The sequence below is a fragment of the Streptomyces sp. NPDC005302 genome, assembly GCF_040607345.1.
GTDB lineage: Bacteria > Actinomycetota > Actinomycetes > Streptomycetales > Streptomycetaceae > Streptomyces.
Genome location: NZ_JBEXGN010000013.1, coordinates 192,874 through 210,081, shown reverse-complemented (window position 1 = coordinate 210,081; position 17,208 = coordinate 192,874). Strand labels below are relative to the sequence as shown.

The following is a 17,208-nucleotide window of genomic DNA, read 5'->3' as shown; positions in this document are numbered from 1 at the left end:
GCGCCCACGCAAACACTCAGGCAGCAGCGGCCGGACGAACTCCCACTCCTCATCGGACAGTTCATGGCGACGTATCACCCAACCATGATCCACCAATCAAGATCTTTTGAAGACACGACCTAGGGCGGTTCCTCGAGCGAGCGGTGGCTGAGGAGGTCGCCGGGCTGGCAGTCCAGTACCTCGCAGAGCCGGGTCAGGGTGGTGAAGCGTATGGCGCGTGCCCGGCCGTTCTTGAGGATGGACAGGTTGACATGAGTGACGCCGACGCGATCGGCGAGCTCGGCCAAGGTCATCCCTCGTTCTTCGAGCAGGCGGTCGAGATGGACCTCGATCGCGTGCTCTTCCTTGTCCTCGGACATCAGACCGTTCCGTCGAGCTCTTCGCGCATGGTGATGCCGATGCGCATGACACGGGCGAAGGACAGGACGCCGAGGCCGGTGAGGAGCGCCATGTAGGGCGCGTTCCATATCAGCAGGCCGGTCAGGGCGCCTGCATCGTCGCTTCGGCTCAGGGATCCGACGAGAGCCTGCTCCGCGACGGACGTCGCCACCGCGCTGAGCACGCTGCCGGCCAGCAGCCACCAGCCGAGCATGCGCAGGCGGTACGCGGTTCGCGCGGTGAAGAGGCCCTCGCCCTGCGCCCCGCGGATCAACCAGAGGGCCAGCAGAAGTGCCCCGAAGGTGAAGAGGGCTGAAGGGATCTGTTTGGCAGTGTTGAGCAGAATCTGGGGCGTGGTGGGGTCGTCGGTGCAGTAGTTCGGATGGGCATCCAAGTCGACCGTCGCGCCTGGTGCGGCCTGCAATTCCTGAGGCGGCACCTCGCCGCCACCCACCGTCGTGGACGTGTCCGTGGCGCAGACGTTCTTGTCGCCGATGCCGAGAACGCGGAAGTGCACGCCGTCCAGAGTCATCGCGCCGAGTACGCCTGCGGCCAACAGAACGGCGATCACCGTGATGATGGCCTTGATCGCGGTCGAGATCGGCTCCAGTGGATTACTTACCTTCGCCATGACAGCCCCCGTATCGATTATCGATGTTATCGAAAAACGATACATAGAACTGGCGGGGCTGCGCAAGATCCCCTGATGCGGGCCAAGTTCGCTCGATCCACGTCGCGGTCGTCCTCAATGCCGAGGGCGAGTGCGTGCGGTGCCCCGGAGTCGGGGCTTCGCGCAGGCCGCGGAACGCGACAGTGAGCTGTTTCCGCCTGTCGGACGGAGGACTTCTACGTTGCAGGAGTGGAGAGTTCGAGCCCGGCGGCGACCGCGACCTCGCGATAGGCGACGGCCAGGTCCGCGAGTGAGGAGTGGGCGTTGAGGCCGCTCGGGTTGGGCACGACCCACAGCTGTGCTCCGGCGAATTCACCCGGCTGCCGTCCGACGCGGGCCTTGGGCATCGCGAACGCGATGCGGAAGGCGGTGATCCCGAGCACGGCGACCACGTGTGGCTCGACGCGCCTGACTGTCTCGACCAGGGACTCCGCTCCCTCCACCAGTTCAGCCGGCGCCAGTTCGTCCGCCCGCGCGGTTGCCTTGGGGACAAGCGCGGTGATCCCGACGCCCCGCTCGGTGAGGTACTCCTGATCCCCTGGCGCGAAACCGGAGGAGGCGTCGATCAGGCGGTCGGTGATGCCCGCCCTGTACAAGGCCGGGTAGAAGCGGTTGGTGCGCCCGGGGAAGTGTGCCTGCCAGGCCACGGCCGACAGCCCGGGGTTGACTCCCACGAACAGCAGCCGCGTACGCGGGCCGAGGAGGTCGGGCAAGGACCCGCCCCGGAACCGCTCGAGTTCGGCGCGGCTGAAGCCCATCAGCTCCACCTCCCCGTCACCCGGTGGGTCGAGCCGCGGAGTCCGCCGACGTCACCACGCTTCATTCCTGCACCCTTTCCCTCGCGCACCGGCGGTCGGAAGTCCGCGAGGTCATGTGATCCCGTATGTGCCGCGACGCCTACCGAGACTGTGCTCGAAGAGCATCCCGCAGGCCACGCCGACACGCGCGAAGCCGTACGCCGGCCCAGGCGTGGCCGAGGGCGCGTGTCTCCTCGGCGCAGGGCCCCTTCGGCGGTCTCAGCCGAGCTCCTCGGCGAGTCCGACGACGATGTCCTCGGGCCCGCGGACGTAGCAGAGCCGGTAGACGTTCTCGTACCGCACGATCTCGCCGACGAGTTCAGCGCCGTGGGCCCGCACGCGGGCGACGACGTCCTCGATGTCGTCGACGGCGAACATCATGCGACGAAGGCCGAGCGTGTTCGCCGGCGCGCCCTTCGGCTCAGGAGTGATGGCCTTCGGCCTGTGGAACTTCGCCAGCTCCACTCGCCCGTGGCCGTTCGGGACCCGCAGCATGGCGATGTCCTGGCGGACGTCGTCGAGCCCGATGACGCGCTCCGCTCCTCGCCATTCGAGTGGCCCCTTGCCCTCGAGTTCCATGCCGAGTTCGACGAAGAACGCGATGACGGCGTCTAGGTCTTCGACGACGATGAGGACGTTGTCCATCCGCTGGATCGTCATGCTGGGCCTCCTTCGAGCGGCACGGCCACCGTAGCCGTCTTCGCCGCCGAGGCAGGCAGTTGTACGGTGTCGGCGATTCCGATACCGCGACGCGCCGCATCGAGGGCGAGGAGTCCTGACTCGACCGCCCCTTCGGCCGCCCCCTCGGCCGCCCCTCCGGCCGAGCCGGTGGAGTGCGCCGCGTTACAACGACAGGGCGGGCCGCTGATAGACGGCGTCGAGCGCGAGCTGGGCTCCTCCGTGCGCTGCTGCCGTGAACCCCAGGGTGGACAGGCGTACTTCGCAGCCACCCGCCTGTGGTGCCATCACCCGGCTTTGGACCGTCTCGCGGACCCGGTCCAGGAACAGGTCACCGATGTGCGTGAAGTAGCCGCCCAGGATCACGAGTCGTGGATTGAGGACATCGGCGAGCAGTGCCAGGCCGAGGCCGAGGTCGTGCGCCACGCGGTCCAGGGCGCTCAGGGTGCGCGGATCGCCGGCCTCGGCGCGGCGGCGCACATCGCCCAGTCGGCCGGCGAGTTCGACGTCCGGATCATGGATCGGGTCGTTGCCGGGTGCGGCGAGCCGAAGGATGGCGTCCAGGCCGACCATGGTCTGCCAGCAGCCGTAGCGGCCGCAGACGCAGGGGTTGCGCTGCGGGTCGAGAGGCATGTGGCCCACCTCGCCGGCGAACCCGGACGCGCCGCGCAGCAGTCGGCCGTCGTTGACGATGCCGGCCCCGATACCGCGTTCCCCGGTGATGCACAGCATGTCGTGCACCCCCGAGCCGCGGACCTGCGCGTACTCGGCGAGGGCGGCCAGTTTGGCGTCGTTGTCCACGGCGATCGGCGGGACCGGCCCCGGGACGGCCTGCTTGAGGCGGGTCCGCAACGCGTCGGCGACGGCGACGTCGCGCCAGCCGATCCCGGGGGCGTACGTGACCGTGGCCGACGCCATGTCGATGACGCCGGGCAGGGCGAGGGTGAGCCCGACCGGGCGCCTGCCCTCGCGGTCGAGGGCGGCGAGGCATCGGGTGACATGACGGGACGTCACATCCAGCGTCGCGTCCGGGCCTTCGTCGCTCACCGCGAGTGAAACCCGGTCCTCATGGACCTGTGTGCCGTCGAGTGCCAGGGCGAGGACGTGGATGTAGCTGGTGCTGATCTCCACGCCGACGCCGCAGATGTCGCCACCGTCGAGGTGCACCAGTGTGCCGGGGCGGCCCACGGCCCCTTCCCGTTGAGCGGGACCTTCGCGGACCAGGCGCAGGGCGACGAGTTCGGCGACGAGACTGGTGACCGTCGGTTTGGGCAGGCCCGTGTCCGTGGCGATCTGCGCGCGGGAGCGTGGGCCGCTGTCGCGCAACAAGCTCATCACGGCCGCGAGATTCGTGCGGCGGATGGACGCCCGGTCGCGGGGGCCGGGGCCATCGGAGAGCGTGGCGTGCGGTGGCGCCGTAACGAGTTCGGTCACTTGCTGCTCACCGATGTCCCTTCAGGGCCCGCGAGCGGTGCGCGGGCCGTCGTCCCCATGATGACAAGTACTGTGCCCGACTGCTGGGTTGAGGGAGAGTGCCCCGCGTTCCCGGTCCGACGGAGTCCTTGACAGCTCCTGCATTAGTTCGGATTCTAGTCGAACTAAATCATCCGGTACCACGATCGCCCCACGAAACCCCCAGGGTCCGACGGCCTCGGCGTGTTGTGAAACGCCCGGCTCCGGACATCTCGCCAATCCTGAACAGGCCGCCGACCACGGTGTGTTCAGGCATGAGAGGAGCAGTTGTGCCAGCTCGTCCAGGAACGAAGTCGGCCTGCGCGCTGGCCGCCGCAGGTGCGATGCTGCTCGGCGGCCTCACCGCCCGGCCGGCGTCCGCCGAACCCCCCACCTACACGGTCTCCGTCGGGGCGAAGGGTTCGTGGACCCACCCCGACGACAGCCCGGCGGCGACCTACATCGACAAGGACGGCTCGTTCCACTATCAGTCGGCACACGCCTTGTACGGCGCGGACGACCCCCGCGAGTGGACGTTCTACTCCGGCGCGAACTTCGACGCGGCCACCCGGGACGCCGGGCTGAGCGACGCCGTGAACCCGGCCGACCCGAAGGATCGCAACGGCGACACCACCTGGCGGTGCAACAACAGTCCCACCGGCCGGGAGGCCACCTACGCCCCGGACACGTCGAGCTACGCACAGAAGAACTACTGCGACCTGATGGGCGTGTGGGTCGACCCCGACAGTGGTGACTGGTACGGCCTCGTCCACAACGAGTTCACCCCGAGCCCCTTCGGCGACGGCCTGCACTACGACGCCATCGACTACACCGTCTCCAAGGACCAGGGCCGGACGTGGCACATCAAGAACCACGTGCTCACCTCGCCGTACAGCACCAAGAGAGGTGACGACGGGGCGTTCCCGCACGAGACCTACGACTACGGCGACGGCGACCCGCGTCTGTTCGTGGACACCGCCTCCGGCTACTTCTACGTCTACTACAACTCCCGCGCTATACCGAAGGGCGGCGTCCCCGGAGGCTGGACCGACGGCAGTCGCGCCCATGTGGCCCGCGCCCCGATGTCCGCGAAGATGGCGCCCGGTTCGTGGAAGAAGTGGTACGACGGCGCCTGGTCGCAGCCCGGACTCGGCGGCCTGGAGAGCAACATGGAGCCCGTCGACTCCGGGCACCCCACCGGATACACGGCCGTGGCGCACGACTACGACCCCGACAACGCCGGGAGCGTCGCCGAACAGCAGAAGGCCGGCACACTGCCCGCCAAATCGGACCTGTTGACGATGAACATCGCCTATGACGCCCATCTGGGCCTGTACATCGGGCAGCCCGAGGCCGTCGTGCAGGACTCCTCCGAACCGCAGCGCTTCTACGCGACCGACAACCTCGCCACCCAGAAGTGGCGTCTGCTCGGCGACACCGGCGGCTACAGGACAGGCTCCTGGTACCGCTGGATGCTCGACTCGGTGAACCGGACCGGCTCGACCATCGTCGGCAAGAAGTTCCGCAGCTACTGCTCGTTCCAGTGCTCCGACGGCACCGACGGTGAGTACTACGAGACCGTCATCGACACCAGCGCCCCCGCCGCCCCCGTCACCACGGGGAAGACCTACACCATCGCGAGCGGTACCGGCCGCCTCCTCACCCAGGTTCGCGGTGGCTCGGCCACCACCTCCCTTGCCGCGGGCGGCAGTTCGGCGCTGAGCCGGTGGAAGTTCACCTCCGGCGGCGACGGCTCGTACCGTATCGCCAACACCTCCACCGGCAGGCTCCTCGGCGTCGACGCCACGAGCGACGCAGGGCGTGCCTGGGGGGCCAAGCCCAGCGTGAGCGCCGCGCCGGCCGGCGGCCCCACCGTCGGGCAGCAGTGGTTCGTCGTCCCCTCCACGACCGTTGACGGCACGCCGACCGGAACGTACCGCCTGGTCAACCGCTACAGCGGACTCGTCATAGGACTGTCCGGTAGCCCGGCCCGGTCCGCCGAGACCACCCCGACGCGGGCCTGGACCGACAGCACGGGAGGGACCGTGGGCGACGCCCGCACCGCCGCCGAGCAGACCCTCACCCTCACGGCCGTGCGCTCGACGCACGGGCACTGATCCCATCTTCACGGCACCCGGGCGCGCAACCCGACGGGGAGGCGCACCCGGGTGCCGCCGGCACCTGGACACCCACCATGCTCGTGCGGGGCGGCCATCCAAACATCCGGTCGCGAAAAGGGTTTCACGGCCGACTCCCGGTCCAGGCATGATGCGTCCGTGCTTGAGAAGAGCGACCCTCGGGGGCAGGGACGGTACGCGCTGACGGACACGGCCGGCGGCCCTGCCTGGGGCGTCTGCGCCGACGTGGAGGGACTGTTCCGGGAACCGCCCCGGGAGACGTACGAACTGTCCGGCTGGATCCCGGACTTGCCCGGCGTACACGGCTGGGTCGGCGAGCGCGTGTGGCTGGTACCTGAGGGCGGGACGCTGGATGCCTGGCTGTTGGAAGACGTGGAGAGCCTGGGGCGTCACGCGGGAACCGGCAATCTCGTGCTCACCGGCCTGGACGAGTACCTCGGCCCGCCCGAGGGCCACCGGGGTCCGGTCACACTGCACAACGAGTACCGCCGGCTGGGAACTTGCGGAGAGTTCACCCGCATTCTGCCGCCCGAGCGAGCAACGCCCCCGCTGGTCCTACGAGGACTCACGCCGAGCGACCGGCTGATAGAGGCACTGGCAGTGGGCACCCGCCGGTCGCTGGACCTGGGGGTGGCCGAACTCGAGATACGGGACGATCGGGGCGGGCCACTCACCGAGCGGCCGCTGTGCCCCGAGGTCCGCGCGTGGAGCCCATCCCCGTACGGAACCGACCTGATCGATCTGGAGCTTCGTGGCGAGGTCGGCCCCGTACCGGGATACGCCCGACCCGTCTGGGAGCAGTGGCTCGCCGGCCCGCCGGACGTAGCGGGTGCCTGGACCGGGCTCGACACCCGGCAGCGAGGTGCCTGGCTCGACCTCGTGCGCGAGCGGGGCTGCCGGCTCAAGCCTCAGGACCGGGCGGCAGGACACGCGTACGAGCTGGACGGTCGGCACATCACCGATCAAGCAGGCCTCTACCTGGCTCTCGGCGAGGCCGTCAACGGGCCGGGCGGCTACTTCGGGGGCAACCTCGACGCACTGCACGACTGCCTGGGCGGCACCTTCGGTTACACCGCCCCCGCGACCCTCCTCTGGCGGAACCCCGACGTCGCGCGCGAGCATCTGTCACGCGTCCTGACGTCGGAGGGTGAGACCTACGACCTGGTCGAGACGTTCGTGGAGGTCCTGGCCGACCGAGGGATGCGCGTCATCCTCTGAGTCCGACGTCGCGGCACCGCAGGTCGGCTCTCAGCGGGCGCCGCGCGGAGAGGGCTCACACGGCGGACGAGGATTTACCCGGTCCGGTGAGCGAGCCCCCTCCGGCGCCCAGCGTGGGGGTTGCGTCAGCGGCGATCGCCGGTGCCGCCGCTTGTGGGAGCGGAGGTCTGACGGTGGCCGCCGGGCCGCGGGGTGCGGTCGGCGTCCTGGATGCTGTCGCGGGCAGCGGCGGCAACCGCCTCGGGGGTGATTCCGAACTCGGAGTACAGGCGCTGGTAGTCGGCGGATGCCCCATAGTGTTCGAGGCTCACGATGCGTCCGGCGTCGCCCACGACGTCGCGCCAGCCCTGGCCCACCGCGGCTTCCACGCTGACCCGGGCCCGTACGGCCGGAGGAAGGACCTCGTCCTGATAGGCCACGGGCTGTGCGGCGAACCACTCCTGACAAGGCATCGACACGACCCGCACCGCCAGGCCGTCGGCCTCCAGCAGTGCGCGGGCCTCCAGCGCGATGTGCACCTCCGACCCGGTGGCGATGAGGATGACATCGGGCCGCGAGCCGCCGTCGGCCGCGTCGGCGAGTACGTACGCGCCGAGGGCGGCTTCACCCGCGGCCGCGTACGTGTCACTGTCGCGGTCCAGCACGGGAACGTTCTGCCGGGTCAGGACCAGCGCGGCGGGTCGGTCCTTGTGTTCGAGGATGGCCGCCCAGCACGCGGTGGTCTCGTTCGCGTCACCAGGACGCACCACGTCCAGGCCCGGGATGGCGCGGAGCGCGGCGAGGTGCTCGACGGGCTGGTGCGTGGGCCCGTCCTCACCGAGGCCGATGGAGTCGTGCGTCCACACGTAGGTGACGGGGAGCTTCATCAGAGCGGCCAGCCGGACCGCGGGGCGCATGTAGTCGGAGAAGGTCAGGAAGGTGCCGCCGTAGGGGCGGGTGAGGCTCTGCAGGGCGATGCCGTTGAGGATCGCCCCCATGGCGTGTTCCCGGATACCGAAGTGCAGAGTGCGCCCGTAGGGGCCGCCCTTGTAGTCCTTGGTCTGCCGGTCGGCAGGGACGAAGGACGGCTCCCCCTTCATGGTGGTGTTGTTGCTGCCGGCCAAGTCGGCCGAACCGCCCCACAGTTCGGGCAGCCGGGGTGCCAGCGCGCTGAGCACCTCACCGGAGGCGGCTCGGGTGGCCAGGCCCTTCTCGTCGGCCGGGAAGACGGGCAGGACATCGGTCCAGCCGTCGGGCAGACGCTGCGCCCGCAGACGCTCCAGCAGCTTCGCGCGGTCGGGATGCGCCGCCTGCCAGGCCGCGAACCGCTCGTCCCACTCGGCGCGCGTCCGCGAGGCCCGCTCGGAGACCCGACGGGTCCGCTCCAGAACGTCCGGCTCGACAGTGAAATCCTCGTCGGGATCGAAGCCGAGCACGTTCTTCGTCGCGGCGACCTCTTCGTCGCCCAGCGCGGAGCCGTGAGCCTTGCCGGTGTTCTGCTTCGTGGGCGCGGGCCAGCCGATCAGCGTGCGCAGCATGATCAGCGAGGGACGGTCGCTCTCCTCCCGCGCGGCGTGCACGGCGGCCAGGAGCGCGTCGACGTCCTCGACGTACTCGCCCGTGACCGTCCAGTCGACGGTCTGCACGTGCCAGCCGTAGGCGGCGTAGCGGGCCGGGACGTCCTCGCTGAAGGCGATGTCCGTGTCGTCCTCGATCGAGATGTGGTTCGAGTCGTAGAACACGGTGAGGTTGCCGAGCCGTTGGTGTCCCGCCAGCGAGGAGGCCTCGCTCGTGACCCCCTCCATCATGTCGCCGTCGGAAGCGACGACGAAGACGTGGTGGTCGAAGGGGCTCGTGCCCGGCTCCGCGTCCGGGTCCAGCAGGCCGCGTTCGCGGCGCGCTCCCATCGCCATACCCACGGCGCTTGCCAGACCCTGTCCCAGCGGCCCGGTGGTGATCTCCACTCCGCGGGTGTGCCGGTACTCGGGATGTCCGGGAGTGGCCGAGTCCCAGGTCCGGTACGCCTCCAGGTCGGACAGCTCCAGCCCGTAACCGGCCAGGTAGAGCTGGATGTAGAGGGTCAGACTGGAGTGCCCGCAGGAAAGGACGAAGCGGTCCCGCCCGAGCCACTGGTCGTCGCCCGGGTCGTGGCGCATGACGTTCTGGAACAGCAGGTACGCCAGAGGGGCCAGGCTCATGGCCGTTCCGGGGTGGCCGTTGCCGACCTTCTGCACCGCGTCGGCTGCCAGGAGCCGCACGGTGTCCACCGCCCGTACGTCGACGTCGTCCCATCCCGCACGCTCGGCCACCGGACTCGCCACGGACCTGGCGCGCCGATTCGTCGTGCCGGACTGCTCGCTTGCCATGCTGTTGCTCCTTCATCGTCGGTACGGACGGACCCCGCGGGCTGATCCGTAGAGGGATGCCCGCCGGGTGCCCGTGTCGCTCACAATGCACTCGCCTGGTGGCGGCGGTCTCACGCCTCCGTCGGCGGTCCGAGTACCCACATCAGCGGCGATGCTCGCGCTCGGCCCCCGCGGGCTTGCCCGTTCTGCGCCGCGCACCGGCCGGCGCCGAGCGGGGGCGCGAACGGCGGCACCGAGCGGCACCGATTCCGTGGCCGGTAAGGGGTCGCCGGTCCGCGACGCGTCCGCCGATGCGCCTCCGTCGAGGGTGGCACCGCTTCGGGGCCGTGTCGCGGATGCATACTATGTCTCGTTTTGTGCCATCCATCGACGAAAGGCGCGCTATGCAGATCGCAGTCATCGGCGGAACCGGGCTGATCGGCTCGCAGGTCGTCACGAAGCTCAAGGCCGCCGGACACGAGGCGGTACCGCACTCGAAGTCCACCGGCATCGACGTGATCAGCGGTCAAGGTCTCGATCAGGCGGTCGCGGGAGCCGACGCCGTCGTCAACCTGACCAACTCGCCGACGTTCGACGAGGCCTCACCGGCCTTCTTCCAGACCTCGATGGACAACCTCCTGACAGCGTCCCAGAAGGGCGGCGCCCGCCACTTCGTGATCCTCTCGATCGTCGGTGTGGACCACGTGCCGCAACTGGACTACTACCGTGCCAAGGTCCTCCAGGAGGAGATCCTCGAGGCCGGACCGATTCCCTACTCGATCGTCCGGGCCACGCAGTTCATGGAGTTCATGGACGCCGTCCTGTCCTGGACCGCCGACAACGACACCGTCCGCCTCCCCGCCACGCCCATCCAGCCGATCGCCGCCAAGGACGTGGCCGACGCCGTGGCCGAGGTGGCCGTGGGCACGCCGCTGAACGCCATCCGCAACATCGGCGGCCCCGAGGTGTTCGGCCTGGACGAGCTGGGCCGGATCACCCTGTCCCACCGGGGCGACCCGAGGACCGTCGTCACCGATCCCACCGCCGGCATGTTCGCGGCCGTCGAGGGCGACGTCCTCACCGACAGGAACGCTCACCTGGCTGCCACCCGCTACACCGACTGGCTCTCCTGACGCAGCTCACGGTCCGTCCGCCGATCCCGCTGTCGTGCCACGCGGTGCGGGACGTCGATGGGCGGCACCCACTGAACGAGGCGGGACTCGGCTCGCCCGCGCTGAAAGGCTGGTGCCATGGACTACCGACATGCCGACACGGCAGATGCCCCGGCCATGGCTGACCTCTTCGCGGCCAATCACTACGACGCGCTCACGGAGCGGGAGCGGGCCCGACAGGGCTTCGTCCAGGGCGGCCTGGATGCCGAAACGCTGAGCTCGATGGCCGAGGACCGGAGCTTTCTCGTCGCGGACGACGACGGTCGCCTGGCCGGCCTGCTCGGTCTGGTCTCCCCGCAGAACATGACGAGTCCACCGCCACCGGCCAAGGCGGTTCTGGACGCACAGGAATCGCTCCGGTGGCAGGGGCGGCCCCTCCGCGCCACGCCGTGGCTCTTCTACGGGCCCGTGGTGGTCGCCGCCGCCTACCGCGGGAAGGGAGTGGCCCGCGGGTTGTTCACGGCGGCTCTCCACGCGGCATCGGGTCGGGCCGACGTGATGGTCGCCTTCATCGAACTGGCCAACCAGCCGTCATGGAGAGTGCACGTCGACGGCTTCGGAATGACCCCGATGGGAGAGTTCACGATCGGCGATCGCGCCTACGGTGTCGTCGGCGCATCCATCGGGCAGTCGGGAGCCTCTGGCGCCTGAGGCGGTCCGTCGTCCCGCTTCGGCCGCGGTGGGGTGCGTCGTCGACTCGGAGTCGTGGAGTGAGGGAGCGTGGGGGACCGGGTGAGCGGGGGAGTCGTCCCGAGGCGGGGTGTCGACCCCGCCCGGTTCAACCCCAGAACCGCCCGGACGGGGCAAGTGCCTCGCACGCGCGGCGCATTGCCTCCTCAGCCGTCAGCAGGGCGCCCCTCTCATACGCCTTCGTGAACGCGGAAGTACCCAGGTCTGTCCGCGCCGCAGCGGTGATGCGGTCGACGTCACCGCGTTCGGCCGGCGGCAAGGGAGCCCCGGCCTGCGAGCGGGCGGCCGCCGCCGCGCCCAGGAGCTCTGCCGCGCAGGCGGCGTTGCGTTCCTGTCCGGGCAGAGCCGCCGCACCGGCGAGACCCTCCAGGGAGAGTGCCAGGGCGCGGGGTTCGGCGAGGAGGCGGGCGATCTCCAGCCCGTCCAGATGGTGTGTCGCCGCCCCTTTCGCGTCGCCGCGGAGTTCGGCGATGAAACCGAGTTCGGCGAGGAGCAGGTGGTCACCCGCCTGGGACGACACGTCGGCGTAGCCGTCGCGGATCCGCAGCAGGTGCGTCTCGGCCTCGTCGAGGTCACCGGAGCGGCGGGCGCCGAGGGCGAGGCCCATCCCCGAGTGGATCTCACCGTATTTGTAGCCCTGCTCGGCCGCGATCCGACGGGCCTGCTCGTGCAGGTCACGGGCGCGGTCCCAGTCGCGGGCGAGCAACGCGAGGCGCCCGAGACCGGAGAGTCGCGCCGATACCTCCGCTTCCAGACCCAACTCCCGTGCCATCCACAGACCTTCGTACTGGCGGCGCTCCGCGTCGGCGTACGCGCCCTTGATCTCGGCCAGCGCGGCGAGCGGCGACACCGTCTGCAACTCGCCCCAGCAGTCGCCCAGTTCGCGGAAGAGTTCGGCGCTTCGCAGTCCATCACGGCCCAGTCCCGCGAGATCACCGCGGACCAGTGCGAGGGTCGCGCGCAGGCCCAGCGCCGCGGCGATGCCCCAGGGGTCCCCGGCGGTGCTGGACAGCGTGAGGGCCCGGGTGTTCAGCTCATCGCCCTCGGCCGCGTCACCCGCGCTGAACAGCCCGTACGCGCAGAGCCAGAGCGCGCGGGCGCGCCGGACGCGGTCGGGGATCGCCTCGGCCGTGGCGGCGAGGTCGTTCTGGGCGTCGAGGCCGCCCTCCGTGGAGGCGCACCTGCTCGCCGACGCGGCGGCTACCGCTGTGGGGTCTCCAGTGAGCAGGGCGAACGCGGCGTGCAGCAGCGTCAGTTCGGCCGGAACGGAGGCGTCGGACAGTGCGGCCAGCACCGAACCGAGGCTGCGGCGCCCCTCGTTGAGACGGCCACGCAACAGCCACCACCAGGCCAGGGCGGTGGTCAGCCGGACCGCTTCCTCCGGGTCCCCCGTGCCCGCGCGGCGCAACGCTTCGTCGAGCGCGGTGCGCAGGTTGCCGGCCTCGGCGTCCAGCCGGGCCAGCCAGATCTGCTGGGCGGCGCCTCGCAGGTGCGGCTCGGCGTGTTCGGAGAGGGCCCGGTAGTGACGCAGCTGACGGTCCCGTACGGCCGTGAAGTCCTCCATCTCGTGGAGCTGTTCGGTCGCGTAGGCGGCGACGGACTCCAGCAGGCGGTAGCGGGGGCCGGCGGGCCCGTCCACCACGACGACCAGGGACCGGTCGACCAGCCGGGTGACGAGGTCGAGCACCTCGTCCCGAGCGACGCCGTCACCCGCGCAGACCGCTTCGGCGGCGTCCAGGTCGCAGCCGTCGCTGTGCGCGCCGAGGCGTCGCAGGACGATGCGTTCGGGCGCGCTGAGCAGCTCCCAGCTCCAGTCGATGACCGCGCGCAGGGTCTGCTGGCGGGCCGGCGCGCCGCGCTGCCCGAAGGTCAGCACCCGGAAGCGGTCGTTGAGCCGGGCGGCCAGCCCCTTCACCCCGAGGGCCCGTACGCGGGTGGCGGCGAGCTCCAGGGCGAGCGGGATGCCGTCGAGGCGGCCGCAGATCTCGGCGACCGCCTGTCGTTCGCTCTCGTCCGGGGCGTGCGGGTCGCGCGGGAACCCGGGCGTCGCGGCGGCCGCACGCTCCATGAACATGCGGACGGCGTCGACCGACGGCAGGGGCTCGACGAGGAACACCGCCTCGCCCGCCAGGCCGAGCGGCTGCTGCCCGGTGGCCAGGACGCGCAGACCGGGGGCTGTGCTGAGAAGAAGTTCGGTGAGCTCGGCGGCCGCGTCGATGACGTGCTCGCAGTTGTCGAGGACGAGCAGGGTGCGCCGGTCGCGCAGGGCGGCGGCGAGCCGGTGCGGCAGGGAGGCGGCCGAGGTGCCGGTGCCCGGCAGCGAGCGAGGGGTGTCGTCCCGGATGCCGAGGGTGGCGGCGAGTACCTGGGCCAGATCCGCCGCGGTGCCGGCGCGGAGGCCGGAGAACTCCACGAGCCATACCCCGTCGGCCGGTTCACCCGCATCGGTGCTCTCCCGCTCGGCGGTGGCCGCCGCCACGGCCAGCCGGGTCTTGCCGACGCCGCCGGGGCCGGTGAGGGTCACCAGACGCCTCTCCGCGAGGAGCCCGGACAACTGGGTGAGGGCCTGGTGGCGGCCGATCAGGGGAGTGAGGGGGACGGGAAGATTGGAAGGGGAGCCCGAACCGGGAGCATGTGCGGCGGCGACGGTGCTCTTTCCGGGTGGCGTGGCCGCGGTGCTCGTCGCGCCGACGCCCCTCTCGGGTGCGTGGCCCGGCGGGTCCCTCCGGGAGGTCCCCGCGCTCAGCGCGGGATCCTGCCGGAGCAACGCCCCGTGCAGGGCGGCCAGTTCGGGGCTCGGGTCGACCCCAAGCTCCTTGACGAGGCGGCACCTGAGGTCGTCGTACGACGCGAGCGCCTCGTTCTGCCGACCCGCCGCGTACAGCGCCCTCATCTGGACGGCGCGCAGACGCTCCCGCAGAGGGTGGCGTGCCACGAGGTCGGCCAGCTCCCCGGCGAGTAGCGCGTGGTCCCGCGCCTCCAGACGCGCCTCCGCCTGATCCTCCAGTACGGACAGCCGCTGCTCCGCCAGGCGTTGCGAGGCCCCCTGCACGAACCCGTCGTCCGCGAAGTCCGCGTACGCCGGCCCTCGCCACAGATCCAGCGCCTCGGTGAGCAGGGCGGCCCGGGTGCGCGGGTCCTGGACGGGGCGGGCGTCGGTCACCAGGGCGCGGAACCGAACGGCGTCCACCTCGTCGGCGCCGTCGAGCCGCAGCCCGTAGCCCGGTGGCTGTCGCACCACGCGGTCCCGGCCGACGACCCGGCGCAGCTGGGAGATCTTGGCCTGGAGGGCCGCGCGGGGATTGCCCGGAGGCGTGTCGCCCCACAGGTCCTCGATGAGCCGGTCGGCGGACACGGGCCCTTCGTCGTTCGCGAGAAGGTCCGCCAGCAGGGCCCGGACCTTGGCCTCGGGGACCTTGACCTCCCGGCCCTCGCCATCCCACACCATCAGTGGCCCGAGCACCCCAAACCGCATGGTCACCACCGTACATGGCCGGTGAACCGGCATCGGCAGGCTCTCGACGGCACCGGCCGCACCGTCCTTCAGGGGGGTCCGGGGACCCGAAGGATTCCCGAAGGTTCCCCGAAGCACCCGGGCGCAGAGTCGTCCTCGGGGAGGCACCACGCACCGGCGAGGAACGGGCACCCCGGAGGGAGCGGTACTCATGACCAGGTACGCGGGTAGGAAGGCGCTCGTCGTCGGCGAGGTCACCGGCATCGGCCTGGCCATCGCGAAGCGTCTCGTGGAGGGCGGGGCCACGGTCGTGCTGACCGTGCGCACCGCGACCGAACGAGCCCACGCGGTCGCCGAACTGGGCTCCGCCGCCCGCGTCGTCACCCCGTCCACCGTCGAAGCAGCCCTCGTGGCACAGGACGGCACCGGCCGCGAAGCCACCGCGGAAGGCAGCCTCGATCTCCTGTTCTCCGACGCCGTGGCCACCGCGCGGCCCCTGCTGCCCCATCTCAGGGACGGCAGCGCGATCGTGCTGACGTCCCCGACCCCCTGCCCCGACGTCGTACGGGCGCTCGCCGCCGAACTCGTCACCCGGGGCATCCGCGTCAACGCGGTGGCCCCGGGCTGTATCGAGGCGCCGGGCACCGGCGCCGTCCCGCTGCCTCCGCTGGGCCGTCTCGGTGCCGCCGAGGAGGTGGCCCGCGCCGCGCTCTTCCTAGCCACGGAGGCGACGTTCACCACAGGGGTGCGGCTGCCGGTCGACGGCGGCCTCGCCTTCCCGTGAACCGGCCACCGTCGCTTACATCCGCCCTCCTCTCCACCACCGTCCCCGCGCCCCCGACCTCCCACAGCCCCCTTCCGGAAGACCTGGAGCACATCCCATGAGCACCGCACCCGACACGGCGGCCGCCGCTGCGGCATCGGACCCGAGGAGTGAGAGCGAGGAACAGCGGAAGCTGCCGTTGTTCGCCCTGCTCGCCCTCGCCACGGCCGTCTTCATCACCAGCCTGACCGAGACCCTCCCCGCCGGTCTGCTGCCCGCGATGAGCCAGGACCTCGACGTCAGCGAGTCCGCGACCGGCCAGACCGTCACCGTCTACGCGATCGGCACCGCCCTGACCGCGATTCCGCTCACCGCCGCCACCGCGGGCTGGCGGCGCAAGAAGCTGCTGCTCACCGCCATGGGCGGTTTCGCCCTGGCCAACACGGTGACGGCCGTGTCGTCCGTCTACGAACTGACCATGGCGGCGCGGTTCGTCGCCGGTGTCGCCGCCGGTGTCGCCTGGGCCCTGCTCGCCGGATACGCGCGACGCCTGGCCCCCGCCCACCTCCAGGGCAAGGCGATGGCCGTGGCCATGGCCGGTATCCCCGTCGCGCTGGCCCTCGGCGTGCCCGCCGGTACCTTCCTCGGAGACTGGCTCGGCTGGCGCGTGGCGTTCCTCGCGATGACGGCGCTCACACTGCTCCTCCTGGCGTGGATCACCGCGGCCGTCCCGGACTTCCCCGGACAGGAGCGCGGCGAGCGGCCCAAGATGCTGCCCACCCTGCGCATCCCGGGAGTGACACCGGTCCTCTTCGTCACCCTCGTCTTCGTCCTGGCCCACACCATCCTGTACGCCTACATCGCCACCTACCTCGACGACCTGGGTCTGGGCGGCAGCACCGGCCTGGTGCTCCTCGTCTTCGGCGCCGCGTCGCTGGCGAGCATCTGGATCGTCGGCGCCCAGATCAACCGACGGCTGCGCGGCCTCACCCTCGGCGGCGCTCTGCTGGTCGCCCTCGCCGCCGGGCTCCTGGCTGTCCTCTCCGACACCACCGCCCTCGTCTACGTCGCCGCGGTGCTGTGGGGCCTGGGCTGGGGTGGTGTGCCCACGCTGCTCCAGACGGCCGTCGGCGACGCGGGCGGCGAGTCCGCCGACTCGGCCCAGGCGATGCTCGTCACCCTGTGGAACGTGGCGATGGCGGGCGGCGGCATCGTCGGAGGCATCCTGCTCGACGTGGTCGGCAGCGAGTCCTTCCCCTGGACGGTACTGCTGCTCCTGCTGCCGGTGATCGCGGTCGTCCTCTACGCCCGTCAGGCGGGGTTCCCCGCCCGGCGGCCCGTGGCTCCCGCCGAGGAGCCGGTGGCGGAGCCGGCGGCCTGACGCGCAGAGGCACGACGACCGCCTGCCGGAGGCCATCGGCACTCCTGAGGCGGTCGTCGTACAGCCGCGAACACCGGCGCACCGGGGCATCGC

At 71.0% G+C, this 17,208-nt stretch carries 13 protein-coding genes; 6 read left to right on the top strand and 7 right to left on the bottom strand.

The window, feature by feature from the left end; genetic code table 11:
* Positions 1 to 119: 119 nt before the first annotated feature.
* The 5 genes from ABZT74_RS21205 to ABZT74_RS21185 form a co-directional block, all read right to left on the bottom strand.
* The gene (locus tag ABZT74_RS21205; RefSeq protein ID WP_356437076.1) at positions 120 to 359 is read right to left on the bottom strand and encodes a helix-turn-helix transcriptional regulator; all 240 of its coding nucleotides are present in this window, start codon (positions 357 to 359) and stop codon (positions 120 to 122) included.
* The gene (locus ABZT74_RS21200) at positions 359 to 1,009 is read right to left on the bottom strand and encodes a DUF2975 domain-containing protein (protein ID WP_356437073.1); all 651 of its coding nucleotides are present in this window, start codon (positions 1,007 to 1,009) and stop codon (positions 359 to 361) included. The genes ABZT74_RS21205 and ABZT74_RS21200 overlap by 1 nt, the downstream gene beginning before the upstream one ends.
* Before the next feature lie 215 nt (positions 1,010 to 1,224).
* Positions 1,225 to 1,806, bottom strand: coding sequence for a mismatch-specific DNA-glycosylase (locus tag ABZT74_RS21195; protein WP_356437070.1), 582 nt, complete (start codon positions 1,804 to 1,806; stop codon positions 1,225 to 1,227).
* A 258-nt stretch (positions 1,807 to 2,064) separates the two neighbouring features.
* The gene (locus ABZT74_RS21190) at positions 2,065 to 2,505 is read right to left on the bottom strand and encodes a VOC family protein (protein WP_356437067.1); all 441 of its coding nucleotides are present in this window, start codon (positions 2,503 to 2,505) and stop codon (positions 2,065 to 2,067) included.
* Between the two features lie 183 nt (positions 2,506 to 2,688).
* Positions 2,689 to 3,957, bottom strand: coding sequence for an ROK family transcriptional regulator (locus ABZT74_RS21185; RefSeq protein WP_356437064.1), 1,269 nt, complete (start codon positions 3,955 to 3,957; stop codon positions 2,689 to 2,691).
* Between the two features lie 308 nt (positions 3,958 to 4,265).
* Here ABZT74_RS21185 and ABZT74_RS21180 point away from each other — a divergent pair, with 308 nt between their 5' ends.
* Together ABZT74_RS21180 and ABZT74_RS21175 are read left to right on the top strand one after the other, a co-directional pair.
* Complete coding sequence (locus ABZT74_RS21180; protein WP_356437062.1) at positions 4,266 to 6,092, top strand: RICIN domain-containing protein; 1,827 nt, start codon at positions 4,266 to 4,268, stop codon at positions 6,090 to 6,092.
* A gap of 159 nt (positions 6,093 to 6,251) precedes the next feature.
* Positions 6,252 to 7,331: a barstar family protein gene (locus ABZT74_RS21175; protein WP_356437060.1), complete on the top strand. Its 1,080-nt coding sequence runs from the start codon at positions 6,252 to 6,254 to the stop codon at positions 7,329 to 7,331.
* 125 nt (positions 7,332 to 7,456) lie between these two features.
* Here the strand turns inward: ABZT74_RS21175 and tkt are convergent, their stop codons facing one another.
* Entirely contained in the window at positions 7,457 to 9,676 is a 2,220-nt protein-coding gene (tkt, locus tag ABZT74_RS21170) for a transketolase (protein ID WP_356437058.1), read from the bottom strand.
* Between the two features lie 383 nt (positions 9,677 to 10,059).
* Between tkt and ABZT74_RS21165 the strand changes: the two genes are divergently transcribed.
* Positions 10,060 to 10,788 carry an NAD(P)H-binding protein gene (locus ABZT74_RS21165; RefSeq protein ID WP_356172676.1) on the top strand — a complete coding sequence of 243 codons (729 nt, stop codon included), beginning with the start codon at positions 10,060 to 10,062 and terminating at the stop codon, positions 10,786 to 10,788.
* Positions 10,789 to 10,905: 117 nt separating this feature from the next.
* Complete coding sequence (locus tag ABZT74_RS21160; protein WP_356437056.1) at positions 10,906 to 11,478, top strand: GNAT family N-acetyltransferase; 573 nt, start codon at positions 10,906 to 10,908, stop codon at positions 11,476 to 11,478.
* A 127-nt stretch (positions 11,479 to 11,605) separates the two neighbouring features.
* On the opposite strand, the gene ABZT74_RS21155 is transcribed toward ABZT74_RS21160, so the two are convergent.
* Positions 11,606 to 14,992: a BTAD domain-containing putative transcriptional regulator gene (locus ABZT74_RS21155; protein WP_356437053.1), complete on the bottom strand. Its 3,387-nt coding sequence runs from the start codon at positions 14,990 to 14,992 to the stop codon at positions 11,606 to 11,608.
* A gap of 190 nt (positions 14,993 to 15,182) precedes the next feature.
* On the opposite strand from ABZT74_RS21155, the gene ABZT74_RS21150 reads away from it, so the two are divergent.
* Positions 15,183 to 15,755, top strand: a complete 573-nt coding sequence (locus ABZT74_RS21150) for an SDR family oxidoreductase (protein ID WP_356437051.1) — start codon at positions 15,183 to 15,185, stop codon at positions 15,753 to 15,755.
* A 97-nt stretch (positions 15,756 to 15,852) separates the two neighbouring features.
* Entirely contained in the window at positions 15,853 to 17,115 is a 1,263-nt protein-coding gene (locus ABZT74_RS21145; RefSeq protein WP_355883692.1) for an MFS transporter, read from the top strand.
* Positions 17,116 to 17,208 lie beyond the last annotated feature (93 nt).